Below are 13196 nucleotides of genomic sequence, written 5' to 3' on the forward strand. Positions count from 1 at the left end.
CCGGAAGTTGAAGATGTATTTGCATAAATCATACTTCCAATCTGTGTGTTCTCAGGCTTGATATCAAACTTAGCATTAATCTTTGCAAATACATCTTCAACTTCCGGACATGCTGCAAAAATATCTTCGCCGGCAACTCTTGCCTTTTCTGCTTTCGCTACTGCTTTTGCACGACCTACATACTCAGGGTCCTTACGTGAAAGAGTAAACTCTGCAAGACCAAGAGGATTTGAACGGAATGATGAAGTTTCTCCTGACGGAATAAGCTCGTCTGTTGTAGTTACAGGATCATGAATTTCTGATACGACCTTGATAACAATATCGTCAGTAAGTGCTGACATTGCAGGCCAATCCTTGATGTTTGGACCAAATTTGATTTCTACATCAGGGTCAGGCTTTCCTACACCATTATAAACTCTGTTTTCATAAATAGTGCTGTCAAAGAAGTATTTAGGCTTAGTGAAATCCACATCCACATCTTCTGCCGAAGTAAGATAACCCTTATTTGCTGCTGTTGCCGCAATAGAACGTGCATCCATAAGTGCAACTGAAGCAATCTGGCCGCTTGTAACTTTAGAACCTTCTCTGTTAGGGAAGTTTCTTGTTGAATGTCTGATTGAAAGACCGTTGTTTGGAGGAACGTCTCCTGCACCAAAACAAGGGCCACAGAATGCAGAACGTATTGTCGCACCTGTCTCCATAAGGTCTGCTATCCTGCCATTCTTAACAAGTTCCATAAATACAGGCTGGCTTGAAGGATAAACGCTGAGTGAGAACTCATCTGCACCAATATATTTGCCACGGAGAATATCAGCGGCATCACAAATATTTTCAAAACCACCACCCGCACATCCTGCGATAACACCCTGTTCAACATAAAGTTTTCCATTGTGAACTTTATCTTTAAGAGTATATTTAACTTTGTTGTTGTCAAGACTTACAAGTGCCTTCTTCTCTACATCATCGAGAATGTCCATAAGATTTGCATTTAACTCGTCGATAGTATAAACATTGCTTGGATGGAACGGCATAGCAATCATAGGTTTGATTTTACTGAGGTCAACATAAACCATGCCATCATAATAAGCAACTGCATCCGGCTTGATTTCCTTGAAATCCTGTGGACGCTTATGGATATCATAGAAGTCCTTAATCTTGTCATCTGTTGTCCAGATTGATGAGAGACATGTTGTCTCTGTAGTCATAACATCAATACCGATTCTGAAATCAGCACTGAGGTTTGCTACACCATCACCTACGAATTCCATAACTTTATTGTTTACATAGCCATTTGAAAATACAGCTCCAATAATCGCAAGAGCCACATCCTGAGGACCTACGCCCTTGTTTGGCTTTCCTGTAAGATAAACTGCTACGACACCCGGCATAGGAATATCATATGTACGGTTCAAAAGCTGCTTAACAAGCTCAGGACCACCCTCACCCATAGCCATAGTACCAAGTGCACCGTAACGTGTATGAGAGTCAGAACCAAGAAGCATCTTTCCGCCACCTGCAAGCATTTCTCTCGCAAACTGATGAATAACAGCCTGATGAGGTGGTACATACATTCCTCCATATTTCTTTGCACATGTGAGTCCAAACATATGATCATCTTCATTTATAGTTCCGCCTACTGCACAGAGACTGTTGTGGCAGTTTGTAAGAACATATGGTACAGGAAACTTTTCAAGACCTGACGCACGAGCTGTCTGAATGATACCTACAAATGTAATATCATGAGAAGTAAGTTTGTCAAATTTAATCTGAAGATTTTCCATATTGCCTGAAGTATTGTGTGCTTCAAGAATACCATAAGCCATAGTACCCTTAGCTGCCTCTTCTTTTGTGACTTTTCTGCCTGTTTTTGCTAAAACGGCATCTAAAGCCTGAGCGCCATCTTCAACAATTTCAGTACCGTTTAAAAGATATACGCCGTTGTCGTAAAGCTTAATCATTATAAAAATCCTCCTATTTCAATTTCATAATTATCATTTATTATATATGGTAACATAACAATTAGTCAAGTTTGATAATCTTTTTAAGCTCTGCATTTTCACTTTCAGACAGCTTGGCACCTTTTCCTGATGTTACAAGCATCTTTGATTTTGAGTCATAATAATATTCACTTCCCTTATATCTAAAAACGGCTGCATATCCGCTTGTCTCCACATCCTGTGAATATTTTTTGCCGTAAATTATATCAGCTATCTTTAAAGCATCTGCTGATGTTATGTTTACTGCTATTTTGTTCCCCTGTGAATCAAGTTTATATGCCGTCACACTCTCCTGTGTAGCACTTTCATCCGGAGTATCGGAAACTGCTGCCTGCGGTGGTGTATCTGTCGTATCATCCTTTGACGGCTGAGTATTATCACTGTTTTCGCCGTCCTCATCTGTGCCGGTTCCTTTCCTGTCCGGATGATTTTCATTATCATCATTGAAGTCCTTCATTTCCGGCAGTTCTGTACTGTCAGGTTCACTTTCCTCACTCTTTTTGTCACCGTTATTTTTATGAACATAATTCCTGTGCTCATTTTGCGGAACTTTCTTTTCCGCTTTCTCACCCTTATTTTTTTTGTTCCTCTTTTTCTTTTTTGTAACCCCGGTCAAAGGATCATAAGTACTGTCAGGTTCACCTGTACCCTCGATTATCTGACCCGGCTGCTCATTTTTCAGCTTATCCTCTATATGCTCATCTACTGAATTTATTTTCCATACACCCGCCACTATAACACACAGAAATAATGTTGCCGCAAAAGCCACCTGTTTTCTTTTTGCCCGAATCCATTCACTTATGACTGTAATTTTTCTACGCCCGGTGTCACATACATTTCCTGCCGTATCTTTATCTTCTCCTATATACACACCGTCTTTCCAATTCTCAGGATTTGCCTTTGAAATCATATCATCCGGCAGTTCTCCGATTGCATGCATTATTTTTTTTGCACATTCTCTTTTTTCGTCTACTGAACTATTCATAATGCAATCCCCTCCTCTTCAAGATATTTTCTTAAATCTTTTCTCATCCTTGATAAAACAGAACGCACTGAACTTTCTTTCATCTGCATCCTGTCAGCAATATCACATAATTCTTCCATATAAAAATATCTTTGTATAAAAATTGTCCTCTTTTTCTCATCCCTGTTCTGCAAAAAATTTGAAATGATTGTAACCAGTTCCTTCTTTTCAATATTTTCTTCAACTCTGTTTGAATCTGCAACACACTCAGAAAGTTCGTCTAATGACATTTCCACCTGACCGCCCCCTCTCTTTTTTGCATTCTTCCTTTCATAACAGTTCAACGCAAGATTTCTGACAATCTTTGCCAGATAACCTGCCAGATTTTCAGGTCTGTTCGGTGGAATTGAATTCCATGTTTTAAGCCATGTGTCATTTACGCACTCCTTGGCATCCTCATTATCAAATACTATTCTGTTTGCAATCGAATAACAGTATTTTTTATATTTTTCTTCCATTTTCAAAAGACCGCTTTCCTGTCTTTCAAACAAAAGATTTATAATTTGTATGTCATCTATTGTATTCATAAACTCTCCCTTATTCCCAATCATATAAATTTTCATATAGATTTTTTCTTTTTTTAATTTATAAGCAAATTTTTACAGAAAAAAAGTTCCATGATATATTCCGGTACAACATAATTTTCGTTGTACTATGTTATTCCCTCAAAAATATACACAGAACTTTTTTTGTTTTGTTGCAAAAAATTTAGTTTTTATTTATTTTTTTCTGAAAAATCAATCCATCTCTTTAACGTGCGAATAAATTTATTCAAATCTATCGGTTTTGGAATATGCTCATTCATACCTGCATTTTTGGCATTCACCACATCTTCTGTAAAAGCATTTGCAGTCATTGCAATTATTGGAATGTATTTTGCATCTTCACGTTTAAGCGACCTTATTTTTTCAGTTGCCTCGTATCCGTTCATGACAGGCATCTGTATATCCATAAGTATTATGTCATAATAACCGGCGCCGTTTTTTTCAAACTGTTCAACTGCAATCTTACCGTTTTCAGCTTCTTCAATTTCTATATTTGTCGTTTTCAAAATCTCAATTGCAATCTCCCTGTTTATCATATTATCCTCAACAAGAAGCACACGTTTTCCCGAAAAATCACATCCGTCTACTTCCGAAACTATAGTTTTCTGCTGTATATTATTGTCAAATTCTCCGTTTACAAAGTGTTTAAACATATTTATAATGTTAAGTCTGAATACCGGTTTTGTCAGGAATGCATTTATCCCTGCTGCCTTTGCCTCATATTCTATATCCGACCAGTCATAAGCCGACATAACTATTATCGGTAAATTTCCGTCTATATTTTTTCTTATCGCCTTTGCAGTGTCTACACCATTCATTTCAGGCATCTGCCAATCGACAATAACAGCAAAATAATCATCTTCTTTTTCGTGTTTTTTTACAATCTTTTCAACAGCTTCTCTTCCGGAAGATGTCCATTCACTTTTCATCCCTATTCCGTCAAGCATATCACACATTGATTCGCATGAAATTCTGTCATCATCAACCACAAGAACTGAAAGACCATGCAGTTCAGAAACATCAACAGTTTCCGTATCCTGCAGTTTCAAAAGCATTGTAGCAGTAAACACCGAACCTTTTCCAAGTTCACTCTTGACTTGCAAATCACCGTTCATCATACGAAGGATATTTCTTGTTATAGGCATTCCAAGCCCTGTTCCCTGAATCCTGTTCACCCTCGAATCCTCTGCTCTTGAAAAAGGTTCAAATATGTGTGTTATGTATTCTTCCGACATTCCTATGCCGTTATCTTTAAAATCAAATTTGTAGAAAGACGCTTTTGGATTTCTGCTACGCTTCTCAGAAACCGTTATGGCAATCTTTCCACCCTCAGGCGTGTATTTTATGGCATTACCTATAATATTTACAAATGCCTGCTGTATTCTCATTCTGTCACCGATAACTTCCTCATGTTCCACATCAAGAAGCCTTACACGCAAATCATGATGCATCTTTGCTGCCTGCGGTCTGACCATATCAAGAATATCCATAAAAAGCTCAGACAATTTAAATTCTTCATCGTTAAGATTCATTTTGCCTGACTCAATTTTTGACATGTCAAGCACTTCATTTATAAGCCCCAGCAGATGTCTGCCTGATGAAGATATTCTTTTTAACGAATAAGCAATTTTTTCTTTATCATCAAGATTATTTAATGCAATAGCTGTCATTCCTATAATTGCATTCATCGGTGTTCTTATATCATGGCTCATGTTTGACAGGAAATCTGTTTTTGCCGCATTTGCAAAATTAGCAGCCTCATATGCTTCCATTAAAGCTTTTTTTGCATTCTCTTCTTTTTTTCTTATGTCTGTAATATCATTTCCAATAACAAATGCATTTACATGACCTGTAACTTCATCCCGTGACATAAGTGTATTTGTCTTTAAATATCTGTCTGATGCCGGAAGATAAAATTCGACTTCAATATTATTTTCGCCATTATCGAAAGCATTTAAAAGTCTTGGTGTAAACCATAACTTTTCACGCTCAGGATCTATAAATTTAAGTGAATTAACTTCAATATATTTCCTGTTAAACTCGTTAATATTAATTGGGAGTTCCACTCCAAGTTCATCAACATAACTTTTGCCTGTTCTTGACTGAATATCTTTTGTAAGCATTCCGGTATTCAAATCTATACTGAACGAAAATTCAGAATTGATAGTCAGTGCATCATGATATTGTCTCTTCTCTTTTTCCAGCTCATTATTTAACTTTGCAAGATTTTTATTTTTATCCTGTAGATCTTCATAAAACTGTCTCGCCATTCTGCTGTCAAGGCCTATTTCATTTGATATATCCTGACTTATAAATAATACTTCAACCGGTTTTCCGTTGTCATCACAGTATACAGGTACAAAACCAACTCTTCCCCATCTTATCATAGTCCCTGCATACTCCATGCTTATTATCTGCTCGCCGTTAAGTCTCTCATCAAGCGTAGACAGATCTATAAATTTCTCCATCTCTTCTCTATACTCACAGCTTACAAAAGTATCAACAAAATATTCCAATGATTCAGCTGCATCACCGCACTTAGGAATTATATTATGCACGTACGTCTTCGCTTTTAATTCATTGTAATGTCCTGTTGACATATTAATGTCATAACATGATATATATATTTCACTCAATGAACTGATCAGAGCAATTCTTTTATTTAATTCCTCATTGACATTCATAAGTTCGACATTCTTTTGTAAAATCATCTGATTGTACTTTGCTTCCTCTGCTTTCTTCTCCGTAATGTTTTTTACATACCAGACAACTCTTGGCTTGTCCGGTGTATAATCATCCAAAGGAATAATATCAGATTGTACCCACATGTATTTACCATCTACAAGCCTTTGATATGAAAAAGAAACTATTTCATTTTTGTCTTTAAATAATTTTAATAAATTATTAGGATTTAAAAGCTGAATAAATGTATCACCGTCATCCGCATATACAAGTCTTTTACCGCAGTACTTTACAACATCACTAAATTTTCCCTTAAACTTTTTTTCATACTCGTATTCTCCCTCAACCAGCTTCAGATTGAGCAGCGTATCTTTTTTTAAATTAACATAACTTATACGATAATATGAATCTCTTAGAAGATTATATGCTGTTGCAGAATGTCTTAGGTTTTGCTCTGCTTCTTTCCTGTCATCAATACATACAAAACTGTTTATGATACAACTCGGCGCACTTTCCACAAAATCCGTATTCTCAACAAGAATAAATTTGCCGGATATCCAATGGATGTCTCCACTTCTTGATATTATTCTATATTCAATCTTTTCGGATTTACCTGTAAGCACAAGACTTGCAATTTCATTTACAACTATATTGACATCTTCATCATATATCATTTTTGAAATATCTATTTTATGTGGTAAAGAAAGAATCTCATTGATATCATAACCTGTAATCTTTTCAGCCTCCTGATTCATATCTGTTATTCCATACAAATTTTTTGAATAAATCCTAAATTCTATAATTCCACACACCGAACTATCAAACAACAGCTTGTCCACAGTATCAAATGGCATCTTTATCCCCTCTCTTTCATCACTTTCCTATAACAGCTTCATCAATTTACAGTTTTCTATGCCTGCCTCCCAAAAGTGTTTAATATCAATTTTCTTCACCTGACATACAATGCTCGAATTCATCGCACCATGCCCTATTATAAGAATGTCTTTTCCATTTTCAAGCTGCGGCTTAACCTCTTCTTTCAAAAATTCTCCTGTCCTTTTATACAAATCTTCAAAACTTTCTCCATCTTTAGGAGGAATGTATTTTTCAGGTGCCTGAAATAATATATTAACCTGACTGTTCTCTGCCTTATACTGTTTCTCTGTCGAAAAACTGCTCTTTGTTCCCTCATATTTTCCGAAACTCATCTCTTTAAGCCTGTCATCAAATATTATAGGAATGTTTCGTCCCTCAAGTAAAATCTCTGCCGTTTCTTTTGCCCTTTTAAGCGGTGAACAATAACATACATCAAAATTTATATCTTTATATATATCAGCTGCCTTTCTCGCCATATTCCGTCCTTCTTCATTCAGAGGAATATCCGTTCTTCCCTGAAGCTTATGCAGAACATTCCAGTCCGTTTTTCCATGTCTCATTATGTATAACATTTATTTTTCCTCTTTATATATCAATTTCTGAGTAATTATATCACATGTCCGATAAAATCACTACATGCGAAATTATAATTTTTTAAATTTCCCAATAATCAGCTGATATATTTTTCTTGCCATTAAAATATTTAAGTGATAAGATGATTTCTGCTTTTTTGTGAAATATCATACTATTTATATTTGTAAAACACAGGGGGATTTTTATGAAACTAACTTGATTTTTGCTAAATCTTTGATTATATCATCGATTGTGTCTGCGAAATAAATACCCTCAAGACGATCTTTTGAGGATAATTCATATTTTATCATGGTGTCAAGCTGCATTTTCAAGCCGTCATAATAACCATGAAGATTATATAATATGCACGGTGCATCCATATGTTTTAAAGAAATCATTGACATTATTTCTGATATTTCTTCTAAAGTTCCGGTTCCTCCCGGGAAAGCTATAAATGCATCTCCAAGTTCAATCATTTTGGCCTTTCGCTCAGGCATATCTTTTGTGACAATAAGTTCATGTATTCCCTCATGCTGATATTCGCTCTCGACAAAAAATACAGGCTCTACCCCGGTAACTCTTCCGCCTGCCAAAAGCACACTGTCAGCAAGTATTCCCATAAGTCCCGACTTTGAGCCGCCATAAACAAGAGAATTTCCGCTCTCTCCTATCCATTTTCCAAGTTCCTTTACCTCTTTCTTTAAATGAGTAGCATTTCCTTCATTCGCTCCAAGATATACTGTAATATTCATATTCCTCTTTAATTCCTTTTACTTTTATGATAATTGACATTTTAACATATTGCACTTAATATTAAAATATACCAAACAGTAATTTTATTTACAAATTTGTAATTCAGAAATGAGGTTTAACATGACAAATATCCAGATGAAGTCATCTGCCCCATTTACGGAGCAGACCATAACTTCAATCAATAATATCAAGGTACAGACACCTTTAAATTTAAAAGAAATACATAATCTAAATCAAACCGCCGGTGTGTCTGACAACAAAGATTCAGGGCAGACTTCCAATCAAGGTACCATAAACACTGATAATACTAACACAATTGGTAACGCTCCTGTATTCAACAATGCAGCCACAGTCACTAACACCAACACAACAAAAACAATGACAATCCCGCCGCTAATACATACAACCATGAAAGGACAGAAAATACAGTTTTTTACAGGCGGCTCCGTCCAAAAAATAAAAGCCTGTCTCGGCTGGAACATTTCTAATACCGAATGTGATGTGGATGTGTCAGCTTTTATGCTTGATTCGACAGGAAAAGTACCGGGGGATGACTGGTTTGTGTTTTACGGTCAGACAAAAAGTCCTGATGGCAGCGTTATTTTTAATGAGGCTGAAAAAAATGACCGTGAAAGCATAACCATTGACCTTAACAATTTATCACCATCTGTAAAAAAAATCGTCTTTGTACTAACCATAAACGAAGCTTACGAAAAGAAACTAAATTTCAGCATGATTAAAGATGCCTATGTGCGAATACTTAATTATTCAAACAACAGTGAACTTGTAAGTTTTAAAATGGATGAATATTATGAGAACGTCACCTCTATGATGATTGGTGAAGTATATCTGCATAATGGAAATTGGAAATTTAATGCCGTAGGAAACGGCGTATCTAAAGATTTGGCAGGACTTTGCGGATTATATGGAGTACAAATAGTTTAAGTCTGTCTTTACAACTTTATAAAAAATAAATCAGTGTTCAACAAATAAACAGTTCAACACGGAAACGAGGAATAAAATGCTTAAATTTGAAACAGTAAACGAATTGACACTAAAAGTCACATGCAGCGGAAGTGATGTTTTATTTACAAAAGCAGGTGCTTTTATAGCCGGAGAAAATACCGGTGCTAAAAATTACACTTTTGAAAAAGTTCTTTTCGGCCCGCAAAACAATATAGGTCAGGCTATATTCGGCCAGCTTGTCCGCAGAGTCACCGGAGAAAACTTACCTTTGATGAAAGTAAATCTAAATGGAGACTCTGTTACATATTATGCAAATTACGGTCAGCATATAGTTGTATATCACCTCGCTGAGGGAGAGACGGTATCTGTGGAATCAGAAAATATATTAGCTTTCACACAGGATTGCGATTACAGTGTACGTTTTATAGGTGTGGGAATCCTTTCACAAAAAGGGCTTGCAACCTCCACTCTCACCGCAAAAGGTCCAAACGCATATGTTGCGGTTCTCGCAGACGGCAATCCTATAGTCTTAAGCAATGTGTCGTCAGGCAGTACAATCTCAATTGATCCCGATGCTGTCGTATGCTGGATTGGAAAAGGTCACTGTGACCCTCAGGTAACCGCTGATGTTTCATGGAAAACTTTTATAGGGCAGACTTCCGGAGAGTCCTATCAGTTTGAATGGCATGGTAGTACAGGTGTCACTGTTATAATCCAGCCTTCTGAGCGAAAAGGCGGCATTGACGTAGGTATTGATTAAAAGCTTATCACAGCCACTTTCTCAGTGTTTCGTTTAATTTATTTATATCAAGCGGCTTTGCCATATGCTCATTCATTCCGGCATTTTTTGCAAGCATAATGTCTTCTGCAAATGCATTTGCCGTCATAGCTACTATAGGTATGGATGCTTTCTTTTTATCATCTAGTCCTCTTATGGCAGCAGCCGCTTCATATCCGTTCATAACAGGCATCTGTATATCCATAAATACAAGCCTGTAATAATCATCAGACATATCCATGACTTTCTCTACCGCTTCTTTGCCGTTTTCTGCGGTATCTACTATTGCCCCTGTCATTTCTATTATCTCTTTAGCTATCTCTCGATTCAGTTCATTGTCCTCTACAAGAAGTATTCTCTGACCTGAATAATCCGATTTTGAAATACCTGACAGATATTTTGTGGCAGACCTGCCCGGTTTTCCCTTGATTATATTTCTAAGCATTGTAACAAGACGTGAGCGAAACAGAGGTTTTGTTATAAATGCATCAACTCCGGCTTCTCTCGCCTCGTCCTCCACCAATGAATAGTCATATGCCGTAAGTACAATTATCGTGATGTCTTTGCCGACTATCTTCCTTATCTGCCTTGCAGTTTCTATTCCGTTCATCTCAGGCATTCTAAGGTCAACTATCACCGCAAAATAATCTTCATCCAATTCATGACGTTTTCTTGTCATTTCAACAGCTTTACTTCCTGATGTTGTCCATTCGCCGTTAATTCCTATGTCGTCCAATATATTTATCGCATTTTCACAACATATCTCATCATCATCGACAACCAGTACAGGAAGGTCAACAAGTTCTTCTATCTGTTCTCTCTCTTCATCCTGAAGTTTCAAAAATACTGTTATTATAAACTTGCTTCCCTTTCCCGGCTCACTCTCAATCTTTATATTGCCATTCATCATATTGACAATGTTTCTGACTATTGTCATTCCAAGACCTGTCCCCTGTATCTTAGTTGTTCTCTTATTGTCTGCTCTTGTAAACGGCTCAAAAATAACCTCCTGAAACTCTTTCGTCATTCCTATTCCGTTATCTTCAACAGAAAATTCATAACATCCTATATTTTTAGATTTATCGTGTTTTTCCTCAATAGAGAAAATAATATTTCCTCCATCAGGAGTGTATTTTATCGCATTGCTCATAACATTGGTGATAACCTGTTGTAATCGCAAACTGTCACCAAACACATTCTCGTGGTTTATTTTTCCGACACGCACCTCAAAGTTGTGACTATGCGCTTCTATGTCATTTTTAGTCATCGTGACAAGATTGTCTACGAGTTCTGCAAGATTAAAGTCTTCCTCAGACAACGTAAATCTGCCGCTCTCAATTCGCGACATGTCGAGAACCTCATTTATAAGACCGAGCAGATGTCTGCTCGACTTTGTAATTTTGCCAAGGCAGTCGATAACCCTCTCCTTATTGTCTATATTTGCACCCGCAATTGCAGTCATTCCGACAATCGCATTCATAGGCGTACGGATATCGTGGGACATATTTGACAAAAACTCTGTTTTTGAATGGTTTGCAAGATTTGCAGCATCATAGGCATCTTTCAGTGCTTTTCTCGATGCAATTTCCATTTGCTTTTCCTGAGTTATATCCTGAACTATAAGCATAATACTCTCAATCTTACCCGATTCTGTCTTTGATATAGGAATCACAGCCATATTTTTAAATATCTTCTCATCAAGCGTACAATATTCAAATTTGTATATATAATCAATTCCAACGCCGTGAAATATTTTGTTCAGGTTTTCTTCCGAAAGAATACCCTTCATCGACTGTTTCTCGGATACAACCTTATATGTCAAAGAAGTTTTCTCAACAAAATCATGATAATTACCTACAGAACCATGTATCGACTCTTCAGGCATTATACTGTATACTTTGTATGTGTCTTCATTTATATTACACATTGCAAAACGGTCAACGAGTTTTATCGTTCCCTGAAGAAGTTTGTCCATAACGACATTTTTGCGGGTTATCTCCCTTATTTCATCAGCCTGTTTTCTCGCCTCGGTAATATCCCTAACCAATATCATGGCATAGCGTGACACACCCTCTTCCTCACCCGACATTACTACATTTCTCACCAAACGTTCTTCACCATTTATTTTTATGCGGCATTCAATACTTAACTCACGACTGCCGTCGTTAAACTTTTCAAGTATATATGCTCTGTTATAGATAAGTGCAACCGCTGACTTGTCTTCTTCACATACAAATTTGTCTAGATATTCCTGAATAAGTTCATCCCATGTCGTACTTTTTTCAAAAATACCGAGAAGTGAATCCTCCACTTTAAGTGAATCAAACGTGTTATCTTTAAGATTTACATAATATTCACATATATTTGATTTCGTATATGCCCTGTGAAAAGCATCGCTCCTCTTTACAAAGAGTTCCTGCTCTCTCTGTTCTTCAATATTAACAAAAGTGCCTACCATCCTTATCGGCAGACCGTCACGGCTTCTTATAACTTCTGCATTCGTCCTGAACCACTGATACTTCCCGTCAATCCTCTTCACTCTGTATTCAATATGATACTTTTTCTCATCATGCCTGTCAGCTAATACTTCTTTTAATAATGCAAGAACTTTTTTTCTGTCATCAGGATGAATACTCTCTTCCAACATCTCAAATTTGTTAGGAAAATCAAGAATATCATGATAACCAAGCATTCTTCTAAATTCATGGCTCCAAAACACACCGGCAATGTCACCGTTCATATCAAAGTCAAAATACCACATTCCTGATTTGAGAACATTATTTATAAGTTTTAAATTCTGCTGTACCCAGTCAGTCTTTACGGATAACACCCACATTTTATTTCCGTTTTCGTCCACGGTATCCGCTTTGTACATTCTAACATAGACAGGTGCATCTGCTTTGTTTATCATCTGACCTTCGCCTGAACCGTGTATTTTTTTAAATCTCTCTATCTCAAGAAAGCTCTGGTTTTCACCAAAAAAAATATTTTTTAATGAACCG

General features: G+C 36.7%; 9 protein-coding genes. 2 read left to right on the forward strand and 7 right to left on the reverse strand.

The window, feature by feature from the left end:
- The 6 genes from ACZLXV_RS05160 to ACZLXV_RS05185 all read right to left on the reverse strand — a co-directional run.
- The coding region (locus tag ACZLXV_RS05160; RefSeq protein ID WP_482382712.1) for a hydratase at positions 1–1958 on the reverse strand (1958 nt) is incomplete at its 3' end.
- A gap of 61 nt (positions 1959–2019) precedes the next feature.
- Positions 2020–2982, reverse strand: a complete 963-nt coding sequence (locus ACZLXV_RS05165; RefSeq protein WP_482382713.1) for a hypothetical protein — start codon at positions 2980–2982, stop codon at positions 2020–2022.
- Entirely contained in the window at positions 2979–3548 is a 570-nt protein-coding gene (locus ACZLXV_RS05170) for an RNA polymerase sigma factor (RefSeq protein ID WP_022223985.1), read from the reverse strand. The genes ACZLXV_RS05165 and ACZLXV_RS05170 overlap by 4 nt, the downstream gene beginning before the upstream one ends.
- 188 nt (positions 3549–3736) lie before the next feature.
- Complete coding sequence (locus tag ACZLXV_RS05175) at positions 3737–7102, reverse strand: PAS domain-containing hybrid sensor histidine kinase/response regulator (protein ID WP_482382714.1); 3366 nt, start codon at positions 7100–7102, stop codon at positions 3737–3739.
- Between the two features lie 27 nt (positions 7103–7129).
- Positions 7130–7696 carry a histidine phosphatase family protein gene (locus ACZLXV_RS05180; protein WP_482382715.1) on the reverse strand — a complete coding sequence of 189 codons (567 nt, stop codon included), beginning with the start codon at positions 7694–7696 and terminating at the stop codon, positions 7130–7132.
- Between the two features lie 204 nt (positions 7697–7900).
- Entirely contained in the window at positions 7901–8449 is a 549-nt protein-coding gene (locus ACZLXV_RS05185) for an LOG family protein (RefSeq protein WP_482382716.1), read from the reverse strand.
- Positions 8450–8570: 121 nt separating this feature from the next.
- Here ACZLXV_RS05185 and ACZLXV_RS05190 point away from each other — a divergent pair, with 121 nt between their 5' ends.
- Together ACZLXV_RS05190 and ACZLXV_RS05195 are read left to right on the forward strand one after the other, a co-directional pair.
- Positions 8571–9395, forward strand: a complete 825-nt coding sequence (locus tag ACZLXV_RS05190) for a TerD family protein (RefSeq protein ID WP_022223981.1) — start codon at positions 8571–8573, stop codon at positions 9393–9395.
- Positions 9396–9471: 76 nt separating this feature from the next.
- Positions 9472–10176, forward strand: a complete 705-nt coding sequence (locus tag ACZLXV_RS05195; protein WP_022223980.1) for an AIM24 family protein — start codon at positions 9472–9474, stop codon at positions 10174–10176.
- A 7-nt stretch (positions 10177–10183) separates the two neighbouring features.
- On the opposite strand, the gene ACZLXV_RS05200 is transcribed toward ACZLXV_RS05195, so the two are convergent.
- Positions 10184–13105: a response regulator gene (locus tag ACZLXV_RS05200; RefSeq protein ID WP_482382745.1), complete on the reverse strand. Its 2922-nt coding sequence runs from the start codon at positions 13103–13105 to the stop codon at positions 10184–10186.
- Between the last annotated feature and the right edge of the window lie 91 nt (positions 13106–13196).

This window comes from Butyribacter sp. (assembly GCF_056818865.1).

Coding starts and splice junctions, on each gene's coding strand:
- ACZLXV_RS05165 (WP_482382713.1), bottom strand. CDS start 2,982: ATGAATAGTTCAGTAGACGAAAAAAGAGAATGTGCAAAAAAAATAATG.
- ACZLXV_RS05170 (WP_022223985.1), bottom strand. CDS start 3,548: ATGAATACAATAGATGACATACAAATTATAAATCTTTTGTTTGAAAGA.
- ACZLXV_RS05175 (WP_482382714.1), bottom strand. CDS start 7,102: ATGCCATTTGATACTGTGGACAAGCTGTTGTTTGATAGTTCGGTGTGT.
- ACZLXV_RS05180 (WP_482382715.1), bottom strand. CDS start 7,696: ATGTTATACATAATGAGACATGGAAAAACGGACTGGAATGTTCTGCAT.
- ACZLXV_RS05185 (WP_482382716.1), bottom strand. CDS start 8,449: ATGAATATTACAGTATATCTTGGAGCGAATGAAGGAAATGCTACTCAT.
- ACZLXV_RS05190 (WP_022223981.1), top strand. CDS start 8,571: ATGACAAATATCCAGATGAAGTCATCTGCCCCATTTACGGAGCAGACC.
- ACZLXV_RS05195 (WP_022223980.1), top strand. CDS start 9,472: ATGCTTAAATTTGAAACAGTAAACGAATTGACACTAAAAGTCACATGC.
- ACZLXV_RS05200 (WP_482382745.1), bottom strand. CDS start 13,105: ATGATAAACAAAGCAGATGCACCTGTCTATGTTAGAATGTACAAAGCG.